Here is a 23,871-nt window from a genome sequence, read left to right as displayed (position 1 = left end):
GCCCGGCCGCTCCCCGATGCGCAGCTGATTACCCACCCGCCTCAGCGCTGTTGCAAATCCCATGCCCCCCCCGCAGGTGACTTCCCACCTTCAACTGGCCCATGATGATGCACTACCCATCTGATTTTCCATACAGGTCAGTCCATGCATGTCCTCATGCTCAGCAAGCGGCAGTACACCGGACGCGACCTCATCGACGACCGCTATGGCCGACTCTGGGAAATCCCGGAAGCACTTGCGCGCCGTGGGCATGCCATCAGCGGAATCGCACTGAGCTATCGGCATCGAGATTCCGGGAATTTCCTGTCTGCGGCAGGGGTTCAATGGCGTTCCATCAACGCTCTTTCACTCGAGACCATCCAGTTAGAACGTGCTATCAGGCGACTTCACCAGCAGCACCCTATCGATGTCCTCCTGACAAGCTCTGATGCACCATGCACCGTGCTCGGTGCAAGCTTGGCGAAGCACATCCATACTCCTCACGTTGCAGATCTCTACGACAATTACGAATCTTTCGGACTCAGCCGGATCCCAGGCATGCGCGCCGCGTTCCGTCGCGCATGTGCGGGCTCAAAGGCAATCAGCGCAGTAACACATGCCCTGGCTGATCACGTGAAATCCACCCTTTCAACACCTGTTCCAGTACATGTCATTGGCAACGGAGTCCGCCGGGATCTGTTTCATCCGATCGACAAACGTGTCAGCAGGGAGATCCTTGGTCTTCCCGTGAAGGCTCGCCTAATTGGCTGTGCCGGCGCCCTCGATCAAAGCAGGGGGATTGAAGATCTATTCCGAGCATTCCAGGCACTTTCAGAGCGCCACCCCGACATCCACCTCGTCATTGCCGGCCCCAGGGATGCCACCCTTCACCGCTACCCACATCCCAGGATCATCGATTTCGGCGTCATCGGCTGGAAGCAGGTCCCGTTACTAATCAATTCACTCGATGTTTCAGTAGTCTGCAATCGCAATTCAGGGTTTGGGCGTTTCTGCTACCCATTGAAGCTAGCGGAATCGATTGCCTGTGGTGTGCCGATCGTCGCCTCAGACGTTGGTGACACACGACGGATCGGCGGGGGCGCAATACGCGTATACGCCCCCGGCGACATCAATGATCTCGTAGAATCCATCGATCTTCAGCTTCAGATGCCGCTTTCCAATACCGCCCTGAGGGCCTTCGACTGGGAAGAGCGAGCCATTCAGATGGAAGCGCTTCTTCTAGAGGCGACACGCTCAAATCACCCCTGAACTCTCGTTCAAGCCCCGGGACCGGACTGTCGTCTAGCGACAGGATGTGGGCACATACCGGGCGTCCAACCCTCCACAAGACCAGTTCACCGCCCCGTTGGTATCGCTCGCGGTAAGAACTAGTGTCTGTCCGGCGACCTTCGCGCTGGCCGAAGAAGCAAAGGCCACCGAGATCGATCCGGTACCGTCAACGGTCACCGATCGGACGAATCTTCCGGAGACCGACCCTGGAGCAGCCATGCCGGCGGCGCGATTGTCGGCAGGAAACTGCCCATGGTCGGAGTAGTAGGTGGCTATTGCCTCCTTGGCCCCGGTCGACAACGAGAGCCCCTCAGCCACCTGTCCTCGAGCAACATAGTCCTGGTAGGCCGGCAGCGCAATTGCCGCCAGGATGGCGATGATAGCGACCACGATCATGAGTTCGATCAAGGAAAATCCACGCTGATTCATGTACTACTCCCCTGTTGTTTGTTGGCTCGCCACCAGCCAATGCTCCAGGCCCTCAATGTCCCGGTCATATGCATGGCGATGATTGACGGCTCGCAGGATCCCCAATCCTTGCCTAGCCTCACTGACCTGAAGCAAGTTCGATGCCAATCCCATCCTCAGCAACCAAAGCCGGCATCCCAGGTCCTCCGGCGAGATCTGCACGGCCTCACGAATGAGCCTCATCGCTAGAGACGGATCTTTCATCACGTTGAAGGCGTAGTTGGAGAACACTACCCGGACCCTCGACGATCGAGGATTCTCTGCAGTTGCGGTCGACAACAGAGCAAACAGTGCCTGCTCTTCAACTGGCCTGCACCCCCCCTCAACCCGGCATGCGACGATCGCTTCAAGCGCCCCGACTTCCTGTGGTCCCAATGACCGCCTGGATATCTTCCGCTCAAGTGAACCCCATATCTCCCGGGGCTGCGCCCGCCCTTGATGCGACTTGAGAATGATCAGTGCCTGCTCGGGAAGTGGCGAACTACCGGGCAATGAGGCCGCATGCGTGAACTCCTTCTCAGCCAGCGCCCAGGCCGGGGAGGCAGGATCGGCGGGGGCCGATGCCAGCAGTGCTCGTCCAAGTTCATAACCGGCCCGCGAAGAATCAGGATTACGGTTGGACAACGTGAGAGCAAGGCGCATTGGATCTGCCCACGTCTGCACCTGGATCCACCCCATGGCCGCAACAAAAAGCAGCAGGACTCCCCCTACCGTACGGCGTGCCTCAACGGTCCACCTCTGCATCACCGCGGCCAGTGGTTGCACCAGGGCAAGAGCGATACCCACGATTGCCAGGTAGTTCCGATGTTCAAATGCCAACTCCAGCGGCACAACGTTACTGGTCAGCAAATGGCTGGCAAAGAACCATCCGATGCCAAGTGCCGTCAGGGGCCAGCGCTTGCGCAGCCCCCAAGCCGCTGTCGACAGCGCGACCAGCGCCAGCACCGGAACTATGAAAGTAGTTGAACGCCAGGATGGCGGGACCTGTGCATTGTCGTAATAGAACTTCAACGACTCGGGCCAGGGAAGCATGATCTGCTGAAGGTAGTTCAGCAGAATCGCCGGTTGCGAGTACAACCGGCCTGCCAAGCTGAAATCACGTGCCGAGTAGCGTTCCGGCGCCAGGGCGCCAGGCAGAATCACTGCGAAATATAGAAAGATCGCCCCTATCGCTCCAAAGGCATATAGGAGGGAAATTGCGCGCGCGCGTGTTCCATCCGGATTCCGGAACTTGAGGAGAAACACCTCGATCAAGAGTGTGTAAGCTGGAATGAGTATCGCGGTCTCTTTGAAGCCCAAGCCAATCCCGGCTCCGAACACCGCACAGCACCACCAGAGCAACGACGCCCGGGACCAGGGAGCGCTGCCGCGCGCCTTGAGATAGCAGAGAAGCGCGATCAGGACTCCCGTCGCCCCTCCTATTTCCATGCGCTGCACGACATAAAGGACGGTAGACACCTGCAATGGATGAACCATCCACGCGGTGGCGACCATGAAGGCCGTCAAGCGCACCTGTGACCACGAAATGCTGAGCACTCGCCTGATCAGCATGGACGCCAGGGCGAACACCAGCACTGAATTCAGGAGGTGTAGAGCCAACCCGGTCGCCTTCATCGGCCAAGGCGCCAAGCCAGTAAAGTAGTAATTCAGGCCGAAACTGAGAATTGCCAATGGACGGCCCACGTCGCCCGTGACCCCATTGCCCATGACCTGCGCGATGGAAGTAAAGTCCATCGAGGTCAAGCGCCAATCCGGATCGTCCACCAGATTGGGAAAGTCATCAAAGATGAACCCCCCATTCAAGCCATTCCAGTAGACGCCCACACCCAGCAGCGCCAGCAGGACAAGACCCACCAGAGGCAGCAGTCGCTGAGCAGGCACACTTCGCATCGAATAGAACTCCCCTTGCCCCAAAAAGAAAGGGCCGCAAAGCGGCCCTTTCCCCATACCGCTATGCCGTCTGCGCGATTAGCGGCAGGACGACGGACGGTACTTGGCGTCGATGGTCGTGGCGGAGCCCTTGCAGTCCCAGGTGATCGAGCCGCCAGCGTCTGCCGGGACCAGCGCAAAGTCGCGACCGGCGACCTTGGAGCTCACCGAGCCCGAGCCCTTCATCTTGGCGGTAATCACGCCGTTGGCACCAACGGTCACGCTGGCCACGTACTTGCCGTTGATCGACGACGCGCCAGCAAGGCCGGCCATTGCATTGGTGGTCGGGAAGGCGCCCTTGTCGGCGTAGTACTCGGTAACAGCGGTCTTGGCACCCGAGCTCAGGGTCATCGCTTCGGAAACCTGCGAGCGTGCCACATAGTCCTGGTAAGCCGGCAGCGCGATGGCAGCCAGGATGGCGATGATCGCAACAACGATCATCAGTTCGATAAGGGTGAAGCCCTTCTGGTTCTTCATTTGGTACATCCCCAAGATAAGTGGTGGTTGATTTCAGAAGTCAGGATCGGTCTGACCAGTGGTCAGCTGAGCGGGTCCTGCCCCCTGCGGGTGGATCAACGCAGGTTGCGTGCCAACCCCGGCACGCCTCCCCCTGGATTTCCCCGCGCCCATGATGGCAGCTATTTCACGGATGGGAACCCCCCGGATGCGAATCTGCGATGGACGCGGCAATGTGACGCAGTGCGTCACCTTTGGTCGGCACCCGGCACGAATTCGCATGATGGTGCCCCCAACAACTGCCCAGACGGGCACGAACCCGCTACCATCGACGGCTAGACGCCCGCCTGGGGATGGCGGGTCTTGGGGAGCCGATATGTCTGTCAGTCGCAGTGCGATCAAGAAGGAGCCCGTGGCGCGCAGCACCACGGACCTGCAGCCGTTTGTCTGGGAGGGGACGGACAAGCGGGGTGTGAAGATGAAAGGGGAGCAGGCCGCGAAAAACGCGAATCTGCTGCGGGCCGAGCTGCGCCGCCAAGGCATCACCCCGGGCACGGTCAAGCTAAAGCCCAAGCCACTGTTCGGCGCAGCCGGCAGCAAGATTTCGCCGAAGGACATTGCATTCTTCAGCCGCCAGATGGCGACGATGATGAAGTCCGGTGTGCCGATCGTCTCAGCGCTGGACATCATCGCCAGCGGGCACAAGAACCCGCGCATGAAGAAGATGGTGGACGGCATCCGCACCGATATCGAGGGCGGATCGTCCCTTCATGAGGCAATCAGCAAGTATCCGGTGCAGTTCGACGAGCTCTATCGCAACCTGGTGCGTGCAGGTGAAGGCGCCGGTGTATTGGAGACGGTGCTTGATACCGTGGCCAACTACAAAGAGAACATCGAAGCCCTGAAGGGCAAGATAAAAAAGGCTCTGTTTTACCCTGCAATGGTCATTGCGGTAGCGCTCTTGGTCAGCTCGATCCTGCTGATCTGGGTGGTTCCGCAATTTGAGGACGTCTTCAGGGGATTTGGCGCTGATCTGCCAGCATTTACTCAGATGATCGTAGCCGCATCCCGGTTCATGGTCTCTTGGTGGTGGCTGATCGCGATCATCGTCATCGGCAGCATCGTAGGTTTCACCATGGCCTACAAACGCTCGCCGAAGATGCAGCACGGGATGGATCGCTTGATCCTGAAAGTGCCAGTCATTGGCCAGATCATGCATAACAGCTCGATTGCCCGCTTTGCCCGCACGACCGCTGTGACTTTCAAGGCTGGCGTACCGCTGGTAGAAGCCTTGGGCATTGTTGCAGGCGCTACCGGCAATACGGTTTACGAGCATGCCGTATTGCGCATGCGCGATGACGTCTCGGTCGGTTACCCGGTCAACATGGCCATGAAGCAGACCGCCCTGTTCCCACACATGGTCATCCAGATGACGGGTATCGGTGAAGAGGCGGGTGCCCTGGACGCCATGCTGTTCAAGGTGGCCGAGTACTATGAGCAGGAGGTCAACAATGCCGTTGATGCCTTGAGCAGCCTGCTCGAGCCGATGATCATGGTGTTCATTGGTATCATCGTCGGCGGCCTGGTCATTGGCATGTACCTCCCCATCTTCAAATTGGCATCGGTGGTCTGACGCATACATGGCATTTCTCGACCAGCATCCCGGCCTCGGCTACCCCGCCGCGGCCGCCCTGGGGCTGCTGCTGGGCAGTTTCCTCAACGTCGTCATCCTGCGCCTGCCGAAGCGGCTGGAGTGGCAGTGGAAGCGCGATGCGCGCGAGGTCCTGGAAGAACCGGACTTCTACGAACCCCCGCCACCGGGGATCGTGGTCGAGCCCTCGCACTGCCCGCACTGCAAGCACAAGCTGAGCTGGTACGAGAACATCCCGCTGTTCAGCTGGATCATCCAGGGCGGCAAGTGCCGCCACTGCAAGGCGCCGATCTCGCTGCAGTACCCGCTGGTCGAGGCCCTGACCTCGGTATTGGTGCTGGCCTGCGTCTGGCAGTTCGGCTTCGGCTGGCAGGGCTTCGGCGCCATCGTGCTGACCTGCTTCCTGATCGCCTTGTCCGGCATCGACCTGCGCACCCAGCTGCTGCCCGACCAGTTGACCCTGCCACTGATGTGGCTGGGCCTGATAGGCAACATCGACAACCTGTACATGCCGGCCAAGCCAGCATTGGTCGGCGCGGCGGTGGGCTATCTGTCACTGTGGATGGTCTGGTGGCTGTTCAAGCAGCTGACCGGCAAGGAGGGCATGGGCCACGGCGATTTCAAGCTGCTGGCCGCGCTCGGCGCCTGGTGCGGGTTGAAGGGCATCCTGCCGATCATCCTGCTGTCGTCGGTGCTGGGCGCCATCATCGGCTCGATCTGGCTGTACACCCGGGGCCGTGACCGCGCCACGCCGATCCCGTTCGGCCCCTACCTGGCGATCGCGGGCTGGCTGTACTTCATGTGGGGCGCGCCCGTGGTGGAGCAGTACCTGGTGTTGAGCGGACTGCGCTGAGGGGAATCCCCATGAGCCGCTATGTGGTTGGCCTGACCGGCGGCATTGCCGCCGGCAAGAGCGAGGTGACCCGGCGCTTCGACGCGCTGGGCATCGTGGTGGCCGACGCCGACCTGGCCGCCCGCGCGGTGGTTGCCGCCGGCAGCCCGGCCCTGGACCGTATCGCCGAGCGCTTCGGCGCCGGCATGCTGCAGGCGGACGGTAGCTTGGACCGGGCACGCCTGCGGGCCCACGTGTTCGCCGACCCGGCCGAACGGGCGGCGCTGGAAGCGATCACCCACCCGGCCATCCGCCTGCTGATGCAACAGCAGTGCGAGCAGGCCGCCAGCCCCTATGCGATTGCCGCCATTCCGTTGCTGACCGAGGTCGGTGGGCGGCAGGCCTACCCGTGGTTGGACCGGGTATTGCTGGTGGATGCGCCCGAAGCCGTGCAGCACGCCCGGCTGATGCAGCGCGACGGCATCGACGCCGCGCTGGCCGACAAGATGATCGCCGCCCAGGCCAGCCGCGCGCAGCGGTTGGCACTGGCCGATGATGTGGTGGTCAACGATGGTCACCCGGAAGAGCTGCAGGCGCAGGTGGAACGGGTGCATGAGCGGTATCTGGGGTTGGCTGGGGGCTGAGGCCTGGCTGTCGGCCAGCGGCCGGCACTACCGAAGCGCATCCGCGCATTGCGGCGATTTACCCTGCACCAGCGTGGAACTGCTGTAGAGCCGAGCCCACGCTCGGCTGCGATCATCAAGCCGAGCATGGGCTCGGCTCTACAAAGCGTTCTGCATTCACGCGTGGCGTGGACCTACTCCAGCTGCAGGCGGGCATAACGGGCCAGTTCTCGTGCGCCGAGCAGCAGGCCGTCGACGACATCCGGGCTCAGCTGCTGGTGGGCACCGCCCTGTTCGCGGGCGGCTTCGGCGGCGTGCAGCACCTGCATGAGTGCATTCAAGCCGGCCAGGGTGCGGCTGAGACCGGCCATGGTGGCCGCCTGGGCAGGGCTGAGGCCCTGCGCTTCCAGTCGCCGGCCGTCGGCGGCATCGCGGCCGTCCATGCGGGCAAGCAACGCAGGCAGCAGATCTTTCGGATCATCGAGCAGGGTTTCGATGCGCGCGGCGACGTCGGCCGGCAGCAGGTCAGCGGCTTCGCCGATCAGGGCGTGCAGTTGAGGGAACACGGGGCGTGCGGACATGGTGAATCTCCTCGCAGACGACGAGCCACCTGCGGATGCGAGGTGGCGGACGGTGCGGGTTGGCGTACCGGAGATCCGACATTCAGCAAAAATACTCCAGCGGATTCTGATGAATCCCCACGCACCGCCCGCCGAAGCAAGGCACGCGGTGCATTTTCAACGACTGGCCGAGGGGCCGTCGAAGAGAGCTGAATGTTGGTTTTTTTCAGGACGCCAATCCCGGCCAGGGCACCTGCCCCGGCCGCCCCATCTGGCCATCACGCAGCGCTGTGATCTGTAAGGAAATTCTCAAGCCGCTGTTGGGTGTACGAATGCGTGCATGCGGACACGCGCGCTACGTGGCAACGGTCACGGTGATGTCGTGTTGGGCTTCTGGCCCATCCTTCCTGCGAGGGGAATTCGGTGGCACAAGCGACAGAGGGCGCGACACGAACCCGCTGTGGAGCCGAGCCTATGCTCGGCTTCGGGAAGCCACGGCAGCCGAGCGCAGGCTCGGCTCTACAAGTGGAGCACCCACCCAGGCAGGGGCCCTTACAACGGCTTCGGCGAGAACGTCAGCGTGGCGATCACGCCGCGCTCGCCACCGGGGCGCACGCTGACCTGCCAGCCGTACAGATCGCACAGGCGGCTGACGATCGACAGGCCGATGCCACCGCCCTGCGAATGGCCGGCATGGGTGCCGCGATAGCCGCGCTGGAACAGCTTGGCGGCGTCTTCTTCGCTCAGGCCCGGGCCGCTGTCAGTCACCGACACTGAATTGCTGCCGACAAAGACGCGCACCTCGCCATCCTGCGAGTACTTCACCGCATTGCCGATCAGGTTGCCCAGCGCCACCGACAAGGCCGCCTCCGGCGCATCGATCACCAGGTTGCGCTCGCCTTCCAGCGCCAGCTCCAGCGGCTTGCCACCCAGCTGGGCGCGGTGGGCGTCCAGCAGCTGTTCGGCCACGCGCGCGACGTTGCTGGTGCCCTGCCCGCGCTCGTTGCGCGACAGCAGCAGCAGCGCGCCGATCAGGTCGCTGCACTGCTGTTCGGCGCGTTGGATGCGCTGTAGCCGCTGCAGCACCTTCTCATCCAGGCCGGGCCGGGTCAGCAGCAGTTCGGTGGCGCCACGGATCACCGCCAGCGGCGTGCGCAGTTCGTGGCTGACGTCGGCATTGAACTCGCGGTCGCGCTGCACCACTTCGGTCAGTCGCGACGAATAATCATCCAGCGCCTGCGCCAGCTGCCCCACTTCGTCATCGGGGAAACGCGGCGCCAGCGGCTCGGGATCACTGGTGCCGCCGCGATAGGCACGCAGCCGCGCGGCCAGGTCCGAGACCGGCTTCATCACCTTCGATGCCGACCACCAGCCCAGCACCAGCGACAACAGGCTGAACACCAGCACCGACAGCACCAGCGCGCGGTTGAGCTGCTGCCCACCGCGCACGCTGTCGGTCATGTCATAGGCCAGGAACGCCCAGGCGTCCGGCGTCTTGCGCACGGCCAGCTTGTAGGCGTAAGGCTGCCCACGTTCGTCGGTGCCCGAGATATTGTGGTTGCCGTCGGGCAACGCTGCCCAATCAGGTTCTTCCTCACGCAGCGCATCGAACTTGTCGGGCTTGACGAGGCGCGCACGCATCTGCTGCACGGGCAGGTCGGGGTTGCGATCCGGGCTCTCGTAGAACCGCCGCACGTACTCGTTGATGTTGCGGTTCATCACGTCTTCCACCAGCTGGTTTTCCACGCGCATGCGGGCCCAGTTGGTGGCGAACGCGAACAGTGTCGTCAGGCAGAAGCCCAACAACACGAACGAGACGATGATGCGGCTGCGCAGGCGCCGCCGATACGGCGAACGCCGGCGCTCCCCCTTGGTTGCCACGGAATCAGGCTTCCGGGGTGGCGATGCGGTATCCGATGCCATGGCGGGTCTGGATCAGCGGCACTTCAAACGGCTTGTCGACCACCGCACGCAGGCCGTGGATGTGGACACGGAGCGAATCCGAGTCGGGCAGCTCCTCGCCCCAGACGCGGGTTTCCAGCTCCTGGCGGGTGACCACGGCCGGCGCGGCCTCCATCAGGGCCTGCAGGATCTTCAGCGCGGTCGGGTTGAGTTGCAGCAGCTTGCCCTGGCGGCGCACTTCCAGCGTGTCCAGGTTGTATTCCAGGTCGCCGGTTTCCAGCACGCGGGTCTGCACACCCTTGCCGCGGCGCGACAGCGCGTTCAAGCGCACTTCCACTTCCTGCAGCGCGAACGGCTTGATCAGGTAGTCATCGGCGCCGGAATCGAAACCAGCCAGCTTGTTGTCCAGCGAGTCGCGGGCGGTCAGCATCAGCACCGGGGTCTGCTTGCGCGCTTCGTTGCGCAGCTTGCGGCACACTTCGATGCCATCCATGCCCGGCAGGTTCAGGTCCAGAACGATGGCGTCGAACTCGTGGACCACGGCCAGGTGCAGGCCGGTCACGCCGTCGGCGGCGAAGTCCACGGTGTGGCCACGATCCTCAAGGTAGTCGCCAAGGTTGGCGGCGATGTCGCTGTTGTCTTCGATTACGAGAATGCGCACTGGGACCTCTGGTTCTTGAAGGGTCGTCGGGGGGCCAGGCCCACCCGCTCAGGATGCCCCTGCGTGGGTGGACGCGACGTCTACCTGCTGAACGATACAGGTTCCATTCTTAACATTTCGTACCGAAGCGCCGACACCGGCAAAAGCCCCCGCGTCAGCCGGTCAGCGGCTGATGCGCTGCTGGTCGGTCAACGCCCGGCGGCTGTCTTCCTGGGCCTTGCGACGCTGGGCCACGGTCAGGCAGACGCTGGTCGGCATGTTGCTGCCGGTAAGGCGCTCGCGGCGGCAGATCATGCGACTGTCGGCCTGGGCGCGGGTCATGATGGTGTTGACGATCTCCTGCTCGTTGAACAGGTCGTTGCGCTCCTGCGGGGCCAGCTCATCGACCTTCTCCCGGCCATTCATCTTGATCCGGATCCGGTTCAGTGCCTGCTGCACGCGACTCTTGTCCTCCAGCCCGATCTCGCTGTAGTCCTCGCTGCCCATGGCCGTTTCAACGCGGCGGATCTGCTCGGACACCGGGGTGAAGGCATCCATCTGCACGGTGTCCTTCTGCGCCTTGGCCTGCACGGTGGCTACCAGGCCGAGCGACAGCATCAGGGCAAGTGTCGTGTTGCGGTACATGACGAGCTCCATGTTCGTCCATGAATAGGGTCTCGACTTTACGATTCCGCCGATGCGCCCACAAGGGACGCACGGCAGGGTGACCGATGGCGGCATGCGATCGGTCCGGCAGCGATCAGGGCTTGTAGTTGTTGAAGCGCTGGTTGTCGTTGAGCGCCTTGCGGCTGTCTTCCTGCGCCTTGCGGCGCTGGGCCACGGTCAGGCAGACACTCTGCGGCATGTTGCTGCCGGTGGTGCGTTCACGACGGCAGACCATGCGGCTGTCGGCGTGGGCGCGGGTCATGATCGTGTTGATCACTTCCTGGTCGTTGAAGATCTCGGTGCGGTCCTGCGGACTGACCTGCTCCACGCGTTCGTGGTCGCCCATCTTGATCTTGATGCGGCCCAGCGCCTGCTGCACGCGGCTTTTGTCTTCCAGCCCGATCTCGCTGTAGTCCTCGCTGTTGATCGCCGTCTCAACGTTGCGGATCTGTTCGGCCACCGGTGCGTTGGCGTCGAACTTCACCTGCCCTTTCTCGGGCTTGGCGTGGGCGGTGGTGGCCAGGGCCAGGCCCAGCATCAGGGCGAAGGGGGTCATGCGCTGCATCGTTACCTCCAGGTTCTTCCATGAGTGGAACATCGATCCTGCGGTGCCACCGATGCGCCGTCACAGCACACTCGATGGGCCGAAGGGCGGTGCGGTCAACGCCCGGCGGGCGGTGGGCTGAGCGTGTTGTAGCTGCGCTGGTCGTTGATCAGCGCCTTGCCTTTCTCTTCGATCCGGCGCCGTTCGGCCACGGTCAGGCAGCGGCTCTTGGGCATGTTGCTGCCGGTGGTGCGTTCGTACCTGCAGATCTGCCGGCTGTCTTCATGGCCACGCGCCAACAGGGTGTTGATGCGTTCCTGCTCGTTGAAGACCTCGGCCTGCAGCTGCGGCGGCAGCTCCTGCACGGTCTGGCGTTCGCCCATGTGCTGGCGGATACGCGACAGCGACTGCTGCACCTGGCCGCGATCCTCGGCGGACAGTTCGGCATAGTCGGGGGCGGCCAGGGCGGTTTCCACCTGACGCATCTGCTCGGCGACCGAGCCCTGCCGGTCCATCTGTACAGCCACTTTCTCCGGCTTGGCGGCAACAGCGCCAGACAGGCCCAGCAGCAACGCGATCATCATGATGCGGTACATCGCCAACCTCCCGATCCATCCCGGAACGAAGGGCCAACTCTACGACCGTCACGCGGCCTCCACAAGAGACCTTGGGCATGGGGCCGACAGGCATAAAAAAGGCCCAGACGGTGCACCCGCCTGGGCCTGAAGTCGTATCCCGATACCGATCCTGCTGAGAGGCAGAGCTGCGGTTCGCTGAAGCCTACGCCCGATCCGATTAAAGCCTCGTTAAAGGCCCGGATCATTTGCCGGTGAGAATCATAACCCCATGGATAATCAGGGTTTTTTGATCTTCTCTACGTGCTCGATGATGCGTGTCGCCACGTCGACCCCGCAGGCCGCTTCGATGCCTTCCAGCCCGGGCGTGGAGTTGACCTCCAGCACCAGCGGGCCGCGCGCGGAACGGATCAGGTCCACGCCGCAGACCGACAGGCCCAGCGCCTTGGCCGAACGCACCGCCACCTGCTGCTCGGCACGGCTGGCCTTGGCCGCCACGGCGGTACCCCCGGCGTGCAGGTTGGAGCGGAAGTCGCCCTCCGGTGCCTGCCGCTGCATCGACGCCACCACCTGGTCGCCCACCACGAAGCAGCGCAGGTCGGCCCCCTTGGCCTCGCCGATGAATTCCTGCATCAGGAAGTTGGCGTACAGGCCGCGCAGCGCTTCGACGATGCCGCGCGAGGCACTGGCCTTCTCGGTCAGGATCACGCCGCGCCCCTGGGTGCCTTCATTGAGCTTCACCACATGCGGCGGCGGGCCCAGCATGGACAGCAGGTCGACGGTGTCGTCGGGGTTGTCGCCGAACACGGTGACCGGCATGTCGATGCCCTTGGCCGCCAGCAGCTGGTGCGCGCGCAGCTTGTCGCGCGAACGCAGGATGGCGTCGGACGGATTGGGCGTGCGCGCGCCCATCAGCTCGAACTGGCGCAGCACCGCGGTGCCGTAGCGGGTGATCGAGGCACCGATGCGCGGGATGACCATGTCCACGCCGGTCATTGGCCGGCCCTTGTAGTGCATGGAAAAGCCATCGGCGGCGATGCGCATGTAGCAGCGCAACGGGTCCAGGATGCGCACGGTGTGGCCGCGCGCGCGCGCCGCCTCGACCAGCCGACGGGTGGAATACAGGGAGCTGTTGCGGGACAGGATGGCGAGCTTCATCGCGGTGGGATCGGTCGGCAGGCGCGAAGCATAGCGCGGGCGTGTGGCGGGTGGATGATGCTGGCCCGTGCTGCCTGCGCCGGTAGTGGCCGGCTCCTGCGGCGACGATTCCGGCGAAAGAGTAACCGTCGCCGGATACACCACAGGCCCGCATCACCATGCGGGCTGGTTCCGCTTCAGAACCCGCGCGCGGATTCACCCAGCGCTGCGATGCAGGCCATCTGCGTGACCGATCCGGCCGAGGTCCCCTCATAGATCTGCCACAGAAGCTGCGCGGCCTTCGGCCCACCGGCGCGACCCAGTGCGCGCACTGCCTCCAGCTGGCGGGAGGTGCCGGCACCGGAGTTCCTGTAGATCTCATGAAGGCTGCCGACGACGTCGTCCTTCGTTTCCATGCGCTGCGTCCCGTGTTGGAAATGCGGCAACGCTAACCGGGCACGGATGGCCGTGGATATGAAACTAATCAGAAATGAAGAAGGCCGCTGATGAGCGGCCTTCTGTCTACACGCGTGGCGTGATTGGAGCGGGCGATGGGAATCGAACCCACGTCAGTAGCTTGGGAAGCTACAGCTCTACCATTGAGCTACGCCCGCATTGCGGGTGAAAGTCTATGCGGTGGGGCCGGTGTTGCGCAATGGCAGCGTGCCGCAATGGGGTCAGAGCCGTTTCCTGGCGGAAACGGATCCGACCCCCGGCGCAACAGGTCAGAGCCCTTTCCTTGCGGAAAGGGATCCGACCCCAGCGGGTGCTGCTTAGAACGTGCCGCTGAAGTTGGCGAACAGGGTGGCGTCCTGCGCGCGCTTCTGGCCGGTCGACGCGCTCAGGCCGAAGTTGCTCTGCAGGCCGAACAGTTCGGTACGGGCACCCAGCACGACGGTGGCGTAGTTCTTGTCGAAGTTCAGGCCGGGCACGCGGTAGTTGCCCAGTTCCGGCAGGGTCTGCAGCCAGGCGCTGGCCTGCTTGGTGTCCTCGAACTCGTGATCGTAGGTCACCTGCGCGTACGGCTTGACGGCGCCGCCATCGAAGCGGGCCTGCCAGCCGAGGCGGCCGACGGTCGAATCGACGTTCTGGCGGTCATAGCCCAGTGCGGTGGCCAGGGTGCCGGCCGCGGCGCTTTCGGTGTAGCCGTCGATCTTCACCTTCTGCCAGATCACCGAGGCGATCGGGCCGTGGCGGAAGCCGCCTTCGGTGCCGAACTCGTAACCGGCGTTCAGGGCGGCGGTCAGGTTGCTGCCGTCCGGCGAACCACCGTGCTCACGGGTGGCCGGGCCCAGCTGGACCTTGCGGTTAACGTCATAGGACAGCCAGGTGTAGCTGACCTGGCCGTTCACCCAGATGCGATCGCCGTACCAGCCGGCGAACAGACCGGCGGTGGTGTCCTTCTGGGTGAAGTCGCCACGGCTGTTGCCGAAGTCGGCGCTGAGGCGGCCGAAGCCGGCGAAACCGCCGAACACCATGCCGTCGCGGGCCCAGTCGATACCGAACAGGCCGGCCGGGGCCAGGCCGTCGTACAGGTCGGCGTGGTCGTAGCGCTGCAGGTCGCCACGCACGCCCCCCCACCAGGACAGGCCGTCAGCCGGCCGACCACCCAGGTGCATGCTGACCTGGTCGGCACGCGAGCGGCCGATGGTCTGTGCCGAGTGGCTCAGCACCTGCTGCAGGCGCGGGCCTTCCAGCACCGAGACCGCGTACTGGCCCAGCAGCTGATGACCGGCAGTGGTCGGGTGCACGCCATCGGCAAACAGGTAGGTGTTGGCCGCATCCGGGCTGACGTAGCTGGTCGGGTTGCAGGTCAGGATGCTCTGCGTCGAGTTGGCCGGATCGATCTTGCAGGCGGTGCTGGTGACGTTGGTGAAGCCGTACATGCCCGGGTTGGCGGTCACTTCACGCAGGATGCTGAAGGTGTCGAGCGGAATGAACTCGATGCCCGCCTGCTTCAGACCACCGTACAGGGCCTTGTTGTAACCGGCCGACAGTGCAGTGGCGGCGGCGGCGTTGGGGCCACGGAACTGCGGAGTGATGCCCACGTCCGGCAGATTCGGCACGAGCACGTACTGGGCACCGGCCTGCTTCAGGGCGCCCACCAGCGCGATCTGGTCGATGACCGCGGCGCCGATGATGCCCTGCACCTGGGCCTGCGAGGCACCACCGGCCGCTGCGCGCGTGGCCGCGAACAGATCATTGGCACCGCCCCATACGGTGTACAGGGCATTGGCGTCAGCCTTGCCACCATTCGCAGCAAGGTAACGGGTCGCCTGCGACTTCAGCGACGGAATGGCTCCGAGGCCACCCGCTTCGTCGGCCGATACACGGGCGCCGCCGACGGCGTAGTTGTCACCGTTCTGGCCATTGCCGTTGGGCGTGCCGTTGAGGCCGTAGTAGTTGGCGACCTGCTGCGCCCACACCCAACCCGGGTTGGTGGTGAACTGGCCGGTCACCGGACGCACATCGGCCGGCAGCAGCGGGCGGAAATAGCCAGCGTCGGTCAGGCTGTCACCGAAGAACACGGCCTTGGAATAGGGGGATTCGCCTGCCATGGCCGGAAGCGCGGCCAGCGCGATCGCGGCCGCCATCAGGGAGCGGATCGGGCGTTTGCTGAGCAGCATGTAAAAAACTCCTGTGGGGATATCGTTGAGGACCCGGCGGACGTACGCCGGCGCACGGTGAATGGTTCCACTGCGCCGCGTTTTGCTCACGCTGCGCCGCCGCATGGATTGTCGCCTGAGGGCGCTGGACCACGCTGTGCCGGGGCTGGCGATCAACGAAATTTGCAAGGGTTCCGATCCGCGCAGGCCATCGGCGACAATGCGGCGATGAACATCCAGCTCAACGGCGAACCCCGTACCCTGCCCGCTTCGGCGACCCTCCACGACCTGCTGCAGGCCGAGCAGCTGCTGCAGCGCCGGGTGGCGGTGGAGGTCAACGGCGAGATCGTCAGCCGCAGCCGCCATGGCGAGCACGTCCTGGCCGAAGGCGACGTGGTGGAGATCGTGCACGCGCTGGGCGGGGGCTGAGGCCTGCGCGGGTGTTCAGGGGTCAGATCCCTTTGCCGATGGCAAAGGGATCTGACCCCACGCTCGACCCCGCCCTCTGCGTGACCCCATCTTCAGGCGGATAAGCGATAATCGCGCCATGAACGTTCATGTCTCCCCCGATTCGCTGGTGATCGCCGGCAAGACCTATGGCTCGCGGCTGCTGACCGGCACCGGCAAGTTCAAGGACCTGGAAGAAACCCGCCTGGCCACCGAGGCCGCTGGCGCCCAGATCGTCACCGTGGCCATCCGCCGCACCAACATCGGGCAGAACCCGGGCGAGCCGAACCTGCTGGACGTGCTGCCGCCGGAGCGCTTCACCATCCTGCCCAACACCGCCGGCTGCTACACCGCCGAGGACGCCGTCCGTACCTGCCGACTGGCCCGTGAGCTGCTGGACGGCCACAACCTGACCAAGCTGGAAGTGCTGGGCGACCAGAAGACCCTTTACCCGGACGTGATGCAGACCCTGAAGGCCGCCGAGCAGCTGGTCAAGGACGGTTTCGAGGTGATGGTCTATACCTCCGACGACCCGATCCTGGCCAAGCGCCTGGAAGAGATCGGCTGCGCTGCGGTGATGCCGCTGGCCGCGCCGATCGGCTCGGGCCTGGGCATCCAGAACAAGTACAACCTGCTGCAGATCATCGAAGACGCCAAGGTGCCGATCATCGTCGACGCCGGCGTCGGTACCGCTTCGGATGCGGCGATCGCGATGGAGCTGGGCTGCGACGGCGTGCTGATGAACACCGCCATTGCCGGTGCGCGCAGCCCGGTGCTGATGGCCAGTGCGATGCGCAAGGCGGTCGAGGCCGGCCGCGAGGCCTTCCTTGCCGGGCGCATCCCGCGCAAGCGCTACGCCAGCGCCTCCTCGCCGGTGGATGGGCTGATCGGCTGATGACCAATCCTTTTGACAGCGCCGGTTCCAAGGCCCCGCCCAAGCCCTTCACCGTGAGCGAGGGCCGCCGCGAGGTGCGCAGCTTCGTGTTGCGCCAGGGCCGCTTCACCCCTGCCCAGCAGCGCGCGTTCGACGAACGCTGGCCGCGCTTCGGCCTCGACTACACCGGCCAACCGCGTGACCTGGACGCCACCTTCGGCCGCCCGGCACACAAGGTGCTGGAAATCGGCTTCGGCAACGGTGCCGCGCTGCGCTTCGCCGCCCAGCACGACCCGTCGCGCGACTACATCGGCATCGAGGTGCACGCCCCGGGCGTGGGCCGTCTGCTGAACGCGCTGGCCGAGGACAATGCCGACCACGTGCGCCTGTACCACCACGATGCGGTGGAAGTGCTGCAGAACGAGATCGCCGACGGCGCGCTCGATGAAGTGCGCATCTACTTCCCGGACCCGTGGCACAAGAAGCGCCACAACAAGCGCCGCCTGCTGCAGCCGGCGTTCGCCGAACTGCTGGTGCGCAAGCTGCGCCCGGGCGGCCGCCTGCACTGTGCCACCGACTGGGAGGACTACGCCGAGCAGATGTGGGATGTGCTCGATGCCACCGCCGGCCTGGTCAACCGTGCCGGCCCGCGTGGCAGCGTGCCGCGCCCGGACTGGCGCCCGCAGACCCACTTCGAGACCCGCGGCCAGAAGCTCGGCCATGGCGTCTGGGACCTGCTGTACGACCGCACCTGACGATCGCCTGAGGACGCCGCGCCCCACATGGATACCGCGCTGACGCTGACCAACGACATGAAGCTCGTGCTCGGGCTGGTCGGCTTCACGATGGCGATGTTCCTGTTCGAGCGCATCCGCGCCGACGTGGTCGCGCTGGTGGTGCTGGTGGTGCTCGGTGTCACCGGACTGATCGCGCCGGAGGAAATCTTCGGCGGTTTCTCCGGTAACGCGGTGATGAGCATCATCGCCACCACCATCCTCGGTGCGGGTCTGGACCGCACCGGGGCGCTGAACCGGCTGGCCGCCTGGCTGCTGCGGCGCGGCCACGGTGTCGAGCAGCGGCTGCTGATGATGACCACGGCCATCGCCGGCCTGAACTCATCCTTCATGCAGAACCCGTCGGTGATGGCGTTGTACCTGCCGGTCGCCTCGCGACTGGCAGCGCGCACCGGGCTGACGATGCAGCGCCTGCTGCTGCCGATCTCGGCGGCGATCGTGATGGGCGGCGCGCTGACCATGGTCGGCAATTCGCCGCTGATCCTGCTGAACGATCTGCTGGCCTCGGCCAACAACAACCTGCCCTCCGGCCTGGCCACCATCGAGCCGCTGCGCATGTTCGCGCCGCTGCCGATCGGCGTGGCACTGCTGGTCGCCTCGCTGCTGTACTTCCGCTACTACGGCGACCGCAAGCTGATCGAGGAAGAAAACCTGGTCAACGACGGGGTCACCCCGGCGCGAACCGAGAGCTACTTTGCCAAGACCTACGGCATCGAAGGCGATGTGTTCGAGCTGGTGGTCAGCGCCGAAAGCCCGCTGGTCGGCATGACCCTGGGCGAGGCCGAGACCCTGCACGATGCGCCACTGCTGCTGGCCCTGAAGACCGGCAATGACACCCGCCTGGCGCCGCCGGCGGAGATGCGCATCTGGGTCGGCAGCGTGCTCGGTGCGATGGGCCCGCGCCAGCAGATCAGCGACTTCGCGCAGAACCAGTTCCTGCGCATGTCCTCGCGCCTGAAGCACCTGGGCGACCTGTTCAACCCCAGCCGCGCCGGCATTTCCGAGGCGGTGGTGCCGCCGACCTCGAACGTGATCGGCAAGAGTGCGGCCGACCTGCGCCTGCGCAAGGAGCGCGGCATCAGCCTGCTGGCGATCAACCGCGACAAGCAGGTGATCCGCGAGGACGTGCGTGACGTGCAGCTGCGCGCCGGTGACATGCTGGTGTTCCACAGCATCTGGACCGACCTGGCGCAGGCTGCCAAGAGCCGCGACTTCGTGGTGGTGACCGACTACCCGACCGGCGAGCAGCGCCCGCACAAGTTCAAGATCGCGATGGCGATCTTCGCGTTGACCATCCTGATCGCGCTGACCAGCAAGCTGCCGGTGGCGCTGACGCTGATGACCGGCGTGGCCGGCATGCTGCTGACCGGCGTGCTGCGCATGGACGAGGCCTATGCCTCGATCAACTGGAAGACGGTGTTCATGATGGCCGGGCTGATTCCGCTCGGCTGGGCGATGGACTCCAGCGGTGCGGCCGCGTGGGTGGCCGGCCATACCATCGACAAGCTGCCGACCGGCATTCCGGTGTGGGTGCTGGAGGTGGCGCTGGCGCTGCTGACCACGGCGTTCTCGCTGGTGATCAGCCATGTGGGCGCGACCATCGTGATGGTCCCCATTGCGGTGAACCTGGCACTGGCGGCGGGTGGCAACCCGACCGCGTTCGCGCTGATCGTGGCGCTGTCGGCGTCCAACAACCTGATGACGGCCTCCAACCCGGTGATCTCGATGATCACCGGCCCGGCCAACTACACCCCGCGCGAGATGTGGCGGGTCGGCGGCCCGTTGTCGCTGATCTACACCTGCGTGGTGGTGTTGATGATCAACCTGATGTTCTGAGGGTTGGGGTTTGTTGGCAGGGCTGCGCCCTGCACCCGCCGAATCAACGTCAACGTCAAAGGCTGGCATTCGGTGGCATGGCAGGTTGCCGCGATCTGTCAGAACGGCGTCGTGCATCGCTTTGGTAGGTGTCGACCTTGGTCGACACGGCTTTTGTAGCGTCGAGCCATGCTCGACTGCTCCTGGCGTGATGGGGTCAGAGCCGTTTTCCTCCGGAAAACGGATCCGCCCTCTAGCCGGCCTCAAGCCAGGTAGACCTGCCCGTCGCGCACGTCCACCGGCACCGCGCGCAGGCGGTCGCCCTTGCACGGGCCGGCGATGCAGTCGCCACTGTCCAGCGCGAACGACGCGCCATGCGCGGCGCACACCAGGTGGCCCTCGCGGCTCTTCAGGAACTGCCCCGGCGCCCAGTCGAGGCGGCGGCCGGCATGCGGGCAGATGTTCAGGAATGCGCGCACCTGCGCGCCGTCGCGGTACAGCACCAGCGATTCGGCATCTCCATCGACCACCGCTTCGACCTCGGCAAACGCGCCATCGGCAATGGCATCCAGGGCGATCAGGGCAGCAGCGGCAGTCATGGCGAAGGCTCGTACGGTAAACCCGCATTGTCGCATGCCCACTCAGGTGACTGGCTCCGACATGAACACAAGTCATTGATCCGTAATAAGCACAGGCTATATTTAACGAGTTTTTCACTCAATGACAGTGGCGCGTCCCGATACTCTGGTTTCGCTGATCCCAGCCTATCGAGCCGCCATGTTCAATCGCGCATCCGCCTTCAACCAGTTCCGCACCCTGTTCGCGCCGCGCAAGCCGCGCCACCCGCTGGTGCGCGTTGCCGTGGGCCTGCTTGGCCTAGCGATCCTGGCCGCGATGGTGTTCATCGGTGTGTTCGTCGGTGCGGCGATGATCCTGGTCGGCCTGGCGTGGAAGCTGCTGGCCTCGCGCAAGCCGGGTGTTGCCCGCCCGGTCGACCCGACCGTGGTCGAAGGCGAGTACCGCGTGGTACGCAAGCCGGTGTTGCCGGCCTCGCGCTGATCCACCTCCTGCGCGCCCGCTGACGGCGGGCGCCATGCGTTCTAGACTGCGGGCACGCTCTTCCTGGATGCCCGCATGTCCCATGTCTCCGATGTGATCCCTGCCGTAGCCCTGCCGCGTGTGCCGGTAGCCGGTGGTGGCAGTTTCCCCGTGCACCGCATCTACTGCGTCGGCCGCAACTTTGCCGACCACGCCCGCGAAATGGGTGCGGCAGTGCCGGCGGCCGATGACCGTGGCCGCCCGATGTTCTTCAGCAAGCCGGCCGATGCGATCGTGGTCGGCCACGACGATGCAATCCCCTACCCCCCAGCGACCGCCAACCTGCACCACGAAGTGGAGCTGGTGGTGGCGATCGGCCGCGATGCGCCCGCCGGCGAGCTGGCCGTGGCCGACGCCGACGCACTGGTCTACGGCTATGCCGTCGGCCTGGACCTGACCCGCCGCGACCTGCAGGCCGCCGCCAAGGACAAGGGCCACCCGTGGGACGCGGCCAAGGGCTTCGATGCCTCCGCGCCGATCAGCGAAATCGTCCACGCCGAGGAAGTCGGCGACCTGGCCGCGCTGAACCTGTCGCTGGAGGTCAACGGCGAGGTGCGTCAGCAGGCTCTGCTCGACCAGATGATCTGGAACGTGCCGGAGATCCTGCATGAGCTGTCCAAGCTGTGGCAGCTGCGTGCCGGCGACCTGGTGTTCATGGGCACGCCGTCCGGCGTGGCCGCGCTCAAGCCCGGCGACCGCTTCAGCGCGCGCCTGGAAAACGTGGCCGAGCGCCACGGCGTGATCGCCGGCTGACATCACCTGCGCTACCCTGCGCGCTGTCCACTTCCCCACCGGAGAAAAACAACAATGGGAATGCTCACCGAGTTCAAGGAATTCGCGATGCGCGGCAACGTCATCGACCTCGCCGTCGGCGTGGTGATCGGCGCGGCCTTCGGCAAGATCGTGACCGCACTGGTCGAGAAGATCATCATGCCGCCGCTGGGCTACCTGATCGGCCGCGTGGACTTCTCCAGCCTGGCCTGGACGCTGTCGCCAGCCCGGCTCGGACCGGATGGCAACGAGATCCCGGCGGTGGTGGTTGGCTACGGCGACTTCATCAACACCGTCATCCAGTTCGTGATCGTGGCTTTCGCGATCTTCATCGTGGTCAAGGCGATCAACCGCCTGTCGCGCAAGAAGGAAGCGGCACCGGCGGCGCCGGCCGAAGAAGTGGTGCTGCTGCGCGAGATCCGCGACAGCCTGAAGAAGTAAGGGTACCGGGCGCCTATGGGCGCCCCTCCCACCTGTAGAGCCGAGCCCACGCTCGGCTGATCTGCGAAAGGCAGCCGAGCATGGGCTCGGCTCTACAGAAGCAGGCGAAAGCCCCGCTCCGGCGGGGCTTTCGCTTTGCTGCATCTGGCGGAAAACAGCATCCGCGCCAGCCATGACCTCCCGCCCATGCGCCGGGCTGAACGACTGTTAAGCTCCAAGGCTTAGGTCCCTTCCCGGAGTTGTCCATGCGTCGCCGCGTCCTTGCCATCGCATCCTCCCTCGCCCTGTTGGCCGCCCCGGCCTTCGCGGCACCGCGCACCACCACCCTGCCCCCCGCCTCGCTGGCGACCGCCGCGCAGCTGCGCGACCAGGCGCTGGCCGATGACACCGGCTGGAAGGTGGTCGAGTCGCTCACCACCGAGATTGGTCCGCGCATCGCCGGCAGCGAAGCCGATGCCCGCGCCGTTGCCTGGGCCGAAGCCAAGTTCAAGGCCCTGGGCTTCGACAAGGTCTGGAAGGAGCCGGTGACGTTCCCGAAATGGGAGCGTCGCAGCGAACACGCCGCCGTGACCGGCAGGAACCCGCAGCCGCTGCAGATCACCGCACTTGGCGGCAGCCCGGGTGGCACCGTGGAAGCCGAGGTGGTGCGCTTCGCCGATCTGGCCGCGCTGCAGGCCGCACCGGCAGGTTCGCTGAAGGGCAAGATCGCCTTCGTCGATTACCAGATGCTGCCCTTCCGCGATGGCCGCGATTACGGCCGCGGCGGTGCGATCCGCAGCAAGGGCCCATCCGAAGCCATCCGCAAGGGCGCGGTCGGCTTCCTGATGCGCTCGGCCGGTACCGACTCGCACCGCGTGCCGCACACCGGCATCACCCGTTTCGATGACGGCCTGACCCCGGTGCCGTCGGCCGCGCTGTCGGTGCCTGATGCCGACCAGCTGGCCCGCCTGCTGGCGCGTGGCAGCACCACGGTGAAGGTGGCACTGGATTGCGGCTGGGACGGCACCGCCACCTCGTACAACGTGATCGGCGAGATCACCGGCCGCAGCCTGCCGAAGGAAGTGGTGGTGATCGGTGGTCACCTGGATTCGTGGGACCTGGGCACCGGCGCCGTGGATGACGGCGCGGGCGTGGGCATCACGATGGCCGCCGGCCACCTGATCGGCCAGCTCAAGCAGGCACCGAAGCGCACCATCCGCGTGATCGCCTTCGCCAACGAGGAACAGGGCCTCTACGGCGGCAAGGCCTATGCCGAGGCACACGCCAAGGACGTGGCCCTGCACCAGCTGGCCGCCGAGAGCGACTTCGGCGCAGGCCGCATCTATGCCTTCAATACTGGTTCACCGAATCCGGAAGGCTCACGTGAAGCGACGAAGCAGATTGCCGAAGTAATGAAGCCGCTGGGCATCGAGTACCAGGCCGACAAGGGTGGCCCGGGCCCGGACGTCGGCCCGCTGGCCGCCAAGGGCGGTGCGTGGGCGTGGCTGGCGCAGGACGGCTCGGACTACTTCCACCTGCACCACACCGCCGACGACACGCTGGACAAGATCGACCCGAAGGCACTGGCGCAGAACGTGGCCGCGTATACCGTGTTCGCCTACCTAGCGGCGGAAGCCGACGGCAGCTTCGGCAGCGAGGCCAAGGCGACCACGCCGCCGAACGAGTGATGCGCTGGCGCCGGGCCATGCCCGGCGAGTGCAGCGGGAAGAGCGGTGCGAACCGAGGTTCGCACCCACCGGGCAATGGCGTGGGTCAGAGCCCTCGCCCTGGCGA

The 23,871-nt window shown here is 65.0% G+C and carries 25 protein-coding genes and 1 tRNA gene; 12 read left to right on the top strand and 14 right to left on the bottom strand.

The features are described from left to right. Window positions 1-156 precede the first annotated feature (156 nt). Window positions 157-1,248: a glycosyltransferase family 4 protein gene (locus AC5P56_RS04250; RefSeq protein WP_495231473.1), complete on the top strand. Its 1,092-nt coding sequence runs from the start codon at window positions 157-159 to the stop codon at window positions 1,246-1,248. 33 nt (window positions 1,249-1,281) lie between these two features. Here AC5P56_RS04250 and AC5P56_RS04245 read toward each other — a convergent pair whose 3' ends face one another. The 3 genes from AC5P56_RS04245 to AC5P56_RS04235 all read right to left on the bottom strand — a co-directional run bounded on the left by AC5P56_RS04245 (window position 1,282) and on the right by AC5P56_RS04235 (window position 4,143). Continuing rightward, the gene (locus AC5P56_RS04245; RefSeq protein ID WP_032957223.1) at window positions 1,282-1,698 is read right to left on the bottom strand and encodes a pilin; all 417 of its coding nucleotides are present in this window, start codon (window positions 1,696-1,698) and stop codon (window positions 1,282-1,284) included. A gap of 3 nt (window positions 1,699-1,701) precedes the next feature. Further along, a complete protein-coding gene (locus tag AC5P56_RS04240; RefSeq protein ID WP_445978752.1) occupies window positions 1,702-3,591 on the bottom strand; it encodes a hypothetical protein in 1,890 nt (629 codons plus the stop codon). Window positions 3,592-3,705: 114 nt separating this feature from the next. Further along, window positions 3,706-4,143, bottom strand: coding sequence for a pilin (locus tag AC5P56_RS04235; protein WP_032957219.1), 438 nt, complete (start codon window positions 4,141-4,143; stop codon window positions 3,706-3,708). 355 nt (window positions 4,144-4,498) lie between these two features. Between AC5P56_RS04235 and AC5P56_RS04230 the strand changes: the two genes are divergently transcribed. From AC5P56_RS04230 to coaE, 3 genes are read left to right on the top strand one after another with little or no spacing between them, the layout of a single operon-like run. Further along, window positions 4,499-5,755: a type II secretion system F family protein gene (locus AC5P56_RS04230; protein WP_262224781.1), complete on the top strand. Its 1,257-nt coding sequence runs from the start codon at window positions 4,499-4,501 to the stop codon at window positions 5,753-5,755. Between the two features lie 7 nt (window positions 5,756-5,762). Next, complete coding sequence (locus AC5P56_RS04225) at window positions 5,763-6,626, top strand: prepilin peptidase (RefSeq protein ID WP_005418626.1); 864 nt, start codon at window positions 5,763-5,765, stop codon at window positions 6,624-6,626. Window positions 6,627-6,637: 11 nt separating this feature from the next. Then, window positions 6,638-7,249: a dephospho-CoA kinase gene (coaE, locus tag AC5P56_RS04220; RefSeq protein ID WP_495231472.1), complete on the top strand. Its 612-nt coding sequence runs from the start codon at window positions 6,638-6,640 to the stop codon at window positions 7,247-7,249. 173 nt (window positions 7,250-7,422) lie between these two features. Here coaE and AC5P56_RS04215 read toward each other — a convergent pair whose 3' ends face one another. The 10 genes from AC5P56_RS04215 to AC5P56_RS04170 all read right to left on the bottom strand — a co-directional run bounded on the left by AC5P56_RS04215 (window position 7,423) and on the right by AC5P56_RS04170 (window position 15,846). Further along, window positions 7,423-7,809 carry a hypothetical protein gene (locus tag AC5P56_RS04215; protein WP_032957214.1) on the bottom strand — a complete coding sequence of 129 codons (387 nt, stop codon included), beginning with the start codon at window positions 7,807-7,809 and terminating at the stop codon, window positions 7,423-7,425. A 531-nt stretch (window positions 7,810-8,340) separates the two neighbouring features. Further along, window positions 8,341-9,711: a sensor histidine kinase gene (locus AC5P56_RS04210; protein WP_075676409.1), complete on the bottom strand. Its 1,371-nt coding sequence runs from the start codon at window positions 9,709-9,711 to the stop codon at window positions 8,341-8,343. Beyond that, complete coding sequence (locus AC5P56_RS04205; protein WP_005410804.1) at window positions 9,674-10,351, bottom strand: response regulator transcription factor; 678 nt, start codon at window positions 10,349-10,351, stop codon at window positions 9,674-9,676. Before AC5P56_RS04205 ends, AC5P56_RS04210 begins: the two co-directional genes overlap by 38 nt. A 162-nt stretch (window positions 10,352-10,513) precedes the next feature. Continuing rightward, window positions 10,514-10,975 (bottom strand): hypothetical protein, encoded by a 462-nt coding sequence (locus AC5P56_RS04200; RefSeq protein WP_014648206.1) that lies wholly within the window; start codon window positions 10,973-10,975, stop codon window positions 10,514-10,516. Window positions 10,976-11,090: 115 nt separating this feature from the next. Then, the gene (locus AC5P56_RS04195) at window positions 11,091-11,561 is read right to left on the bottom strand and encodes a hypothetical protein (protein ID WP_014648207.1); all 471 of its coding nucleotides are present in this window, start codon (window positions 11,559-11,561) and stop codon (window positions 11,091-11,093) included. Window positions 11,562-11,656: 95 nt separating this feature from the next. Further along, a complete protein-coding gene (locus AC5P56_RS04190; protein ID WP_032957208.1) occupies window positions 11,657-12,136 on the bottom strand; it encodes a hypothetical protein in 480 nt (159 codons plus the stop codon). A gap of 258 nt (window positions 12,137-12,394) precedes the next feature. Continuing rightward, complete coding sequence (gene rimK, locus AC5P56_RS04185; protein ID WP_005418651.1) at window positions 12,395-13,273, bottom strand: 30S ribosomal protein S6--L-glutamate ligase; 879 nt, start codon at window positions 13,271-13,273, stop codon at window positions 12,395-12,397. Between the two features lie 176 nt (window positions 13,274-13,449). Beyond that, on the bottom strand, window positions 13,450-13,668 hold the full coding sequence (locus AC5P56_RS04180; RefSeq protein WP_049405652.1) for a hypothetical protein: 219 nt from the start codon (window positions 13,666-13,668) through the stop codon (window positions 13,450-13,452). A 124-nt stretch (window positions 13,669-13,792) separates the two neighbouring features. Then, window positions 13,793-13,866, bottom strand: a tRNA-Gly gene (locus AC5P56_RS04175). A gap of 159 nt (window positions 13,867-14,025) precedes the next feature. Then, on the bottom strand, window positions 14,026-15,846 hold the full coding sequence (locus tag AC5P56_RS04170; protein ID WP_478409692.1) for an autotransporter outer membrane beta-barrel domain-containing protein: 1,821 nt from the start codon (window positions 15,844-15,846) through the stop codon (window positions 14,026-14,028). 240 nt (window positions 15,847-16,086) lie between these two features. Here AC5P56_RS04170 and thiS point away from each other — a divergent pair, with 240 nt between their 5' ends. From thiS to AC5P56_RS04150, 4 genes are all read left to right on the top strand, one after another. Next, the gene (thiS, locus tag AC5P56_RS04165; RefSeq protein WP_005418796.1) at window positions 16,087-16,287 is read left to right on the top strand and encodes a sulfur carrier protein ThiS; all 201 of its coding nucleotides are present in this window, start codon (window positions 16,087-16,089) and stop codon (window positions 16,285-16,287) included. Window positions 16,288-16,405: 118 nt separating this feature from the next. After that, window positions 16,406-17,200, top strand: coding sequence for a thiazole synthase (locus tag AC5P56_RS04160; protein ID WP_005418798.1), 795 nt, complete (start codon window positions 16,406-16,408; stop codon window positions 17,198-17,200). Continuing rightward, window positions 17,200-17,934, top strand: a complete 735-nt coding sequence (gene trmB / locus AC5P56_RS04155; RefSeq protein ID WP_019660186.1) for a tRNA (guanosine(46)-N7)-methyltransferase TrmB — start codon at window positions 17,200-17,202, stop codon at window positions 17,932-17,934. Before AC5P56_RS04160 ends, trmB begins: the two co-directional genes overlap by 1 nt. Before the next feature lie 27 nt (window positions 17,935-17,961). Beyond that, on the top strand, window positions 17,962-19,809 hold the full coding sequence (locus AC5P56_RS04150; RefSeq protein WP_032957191.1) for an SLC13 family permease: 1,848 nt from the start codon (window positions 17,962-17,964) through the stop codon (window positions 19,807-19,809). Between the two features lie 242 nt (window positions 19,810-20,051). Here AC5P56_RS04150 and AC5P56_RS04145 read toward each other — a convergent pair whose 3' ends face one another. After that, window positions 20,052-20,387, bottom strand: a complete 336-nt coding sequence (locus AC5P56_RS04145) for a Rieske (2Fe-2S) protein (RefSeq protein WP_012511947.1) — start codon at window positions 20,385-20,387, stop codon at window positions 20,052-20,054. Between the two features lie 178 nt (window positions 20,388-20,565). Here AC5P56_RS04145 and AC5P56_RS04140 point away from each other — a divergent pair, with 178 nt between their 5' ends. The 4 genes from AC5P56_RS04140 (at window position 20,566) to AC5P56_RS04125 (ending at window position 23,765) form a co-directional block, all read left to right on the top strand. Further along, complete coding sequence (locus AC5P56_RS04140) at window positions 20,566-20,847, top strand: hypothetical protein (protein WP_005410817.1); 282 nt, start codon at window positions 20,566-20,568, stop codon at window positions 20,845-20,847. Window positions 20,848-20,922: 75 nt separating this feature from the next. Next, a complete protein-coding gene (locus tag AC5P56_RS04135) occupies window positions 20,923-21,639 on the top strand; it encodes a fumarylacetoacetate hydrolase family protein (protein ID WP_014648218.1) in 717 nt (238 codons plus the stop codon). A gap of 54 nt (window positions 21,640-21,693) precedes the next feature. After that, on the top strand, window positions 21,694-22,098 hold the full coding sequence (mscL, locus tag AC5P56_RS04130; protein WP_241887061.1) for a large-conductance mechanosensitive channel protein MscL: 405 nt from the start codon (window positions 21,694-21,696) through the stop codon (window positions 22,096-22,098). Between the two features lie 245 nt (window positions 22,099-22,343). Beyond that, the gene (locus AC5P56_RS04125) at window positions 22,344-23,765 is read left to right on the top strand and encodes a M28 family peptidase (RefSeq protein WP_032957185.1); all 1,422 of its coding nucleotides are present in this window, start codon (window positions 22,344-22,346) and stop codon (window positions 23,763-23,765) included. Window positions 23,766-23,871 lie beyond the last annotated feature (106 nt).

It is taken from the genome of Stenotrophomonas sp. YJH_SMC_131 (assembly GCF_059367975.1).
The sequence above is the reverse complement of the archived record's forward strand: the minus strand, read 5'-3'. Positions and strand labels throughout refer to the sequence as shown.

What these genes read in the sequence shown, in the direction of transcription:
- AC5P56_RS04250 (WP_495231473.1), top strand. Translation starts at nt 157, where the DNA reads ATGCTCAGCAAGCGGCAGTACACCGGACGCGACCTCATCGACGACCGC.
- AC5P56_RS04245 (WP_032957223.1), bottom strand. Translation starts at nt 1,698, where the DNA reads ATGAATCAGCGTGGATTTTCCTTGATCGAACTCATGATCGTGGTCGCT.
- AC5P56_RS04235 (WP_032957219.1), bottom strand. Translation starts at nt 4,143, where the DNA reads ATGAAGAACCAGAAGGGCTTCACCCTTATCGAACTGATGATCGTTGTT.
- AC5P56_RS04230 (WP_262224781.1), top strand. Translation starts at nt 4,499, where the DNA reads ATGTCTGTCAGTCGCAGTGCGATCAAGAAGGAGCCCGTGGCGCGCAGC.
- AC5P56_RS04225 (WP_005418626.1), top strand. Translation starts at nt 5,763, where the DNA reads ATGGCATTTCTCGACCAGCATCCCGGCCTCGGCTACCCCGCCGCGGCC.
- coaE (WP_495231472.1), top strand. Translation starts at nt 6,638, where the DNA reads ATGAGCCGCTATGTGGTTGGCCTGACCGGCGGCATTGCCGCCGGCAAG.
- AC5P56_RS04215 (WP_032957214.1), bottom strand. Translation starts at nt 7,809, where the DNA reads ATGTCCGCACGCCCCGTGTTCCCTCAACTGCACGCCCTGATCGGCGAA.
- AC5P56_RS04210 (WP_075676409.1), bottom strand. Translation starts at nt 9,711, where the DNA reads ATGGCATCGGATACCGCATCGCCACCCCGGAAGCCTGATTCCGTGGCA.
- AC5P56_RS04200 (WP_014648206.1), bottom strand. Translation starts at nt 10,975, where the DNA reads ATGTACCGCAACACGACACTTGCCCTGATGCTGTCGCTCGGCCTGGTA.
- AC5P56_RS04195 (WP_014648207.1), bottom strand. Translation starts at nt 11,561, where the DNA reads ATGCAGCGCATGACCCCCTTCGCCCTGATGCTGGGCCTGGCCCTGGCC.
- AC5P56_RS04190 (WP_032957208.1), bottom strand. Translation starts at nt 12,136, where the DNA reads ATGTACCGCATCATGATGATCGCGTTGCTGCTGGGCCTGTCTGGCGCT.
- rimK (WP_005418651.1), bottom strand. Translation starts at nt 13,273, where the DNA reads ATGAAGCTCGCCATCCTGTCCCGCAACAGCTCCCTGTATTCCACCCGT.
- AC5P56_RS04180 (WP_049405652.1), bottom strand. Translation starts at nt 13,668, where the DNA reads ATGGAAACGAAGGACGACGTCGTCGGCAGCCTTCATGAGATCTACAGG.
- AC5P56_RS04170 (WP_478409692.1), bottom strand. Translation starts at nt 15,846, where the DNA reads ATGGCGGCCGCGATCGCGCTGGCCGCGCTTCCGGCCATGGCAGGCGAA.
- thiS (WP_005418796.1), top strand. Translation starts at nt 16,087, where the DNA reads ATGAACATCCAGCTCAACGGCGAACCCCGTACCCTGCCCGCTTCGGCG.
- AC5P56_RS04160 (WP_005418798.1), top strand. Translation starts at nt 16,406, where the DNA reads ATGAACGTTCATGTCTCCCCCGATTCGCTGGTGATCGCCGGCAAGACC.
- trmB (WP_019660186.1), top strand. Translation starts at nt 17,200, where the DNA reads ATGACCAATCCTTTTGACAGCGCCGGTTCCAAGGCCCCGCCCAAGCCC.
- AC5P56_RS04150 (WP_032957191.1), top strand. Translation starts at nt 17,962, where the DNA reads ATGGATACCGCGCTGACGCTGACCAACGACATGAAGCTCGTGCTCGGG.
- AC5P56_RS04145 (WP_012511947.1), bottom strand. Translation starts at nt 20,387, where the DNA reads ATGACTGCCGCTGCTGCCCTGATCGCCCTGGATGCCATTGCCGATGGC.
- AC5P56_RS04140 (WP_005410817.1), top strand. Translation starts at nt 20,566, where the DNA reads ATGTTCAATCGCGCATCCGCCTTCAACCAGTTCCGCACCCTGTTCGCG.
- AC5P56_RS04135 (WP_014648218.1), top strand. Translation starts at nt 20,923, where the DNA reads ATGTCCCATGTCTCCGATGTGATCCCTGCCGTAGCCCTGCCGCGTGTG.
- mscL (WP_241887061.1), top strand. Translation starts at nt 21,694, where the DNA reads ATGGGAATGCTCACCGAGTTCAAGGAATTCGCGATGCGCGGCAACGTC.
- AC5P56_RS04125 (WP_032957185.1), top strand. Translation starts at nt 22,344, where the DNA reads ATGCGTCGCCGCGTCCTTGCCATCGCATCCTCCCTCGCCCTGTTGGCC.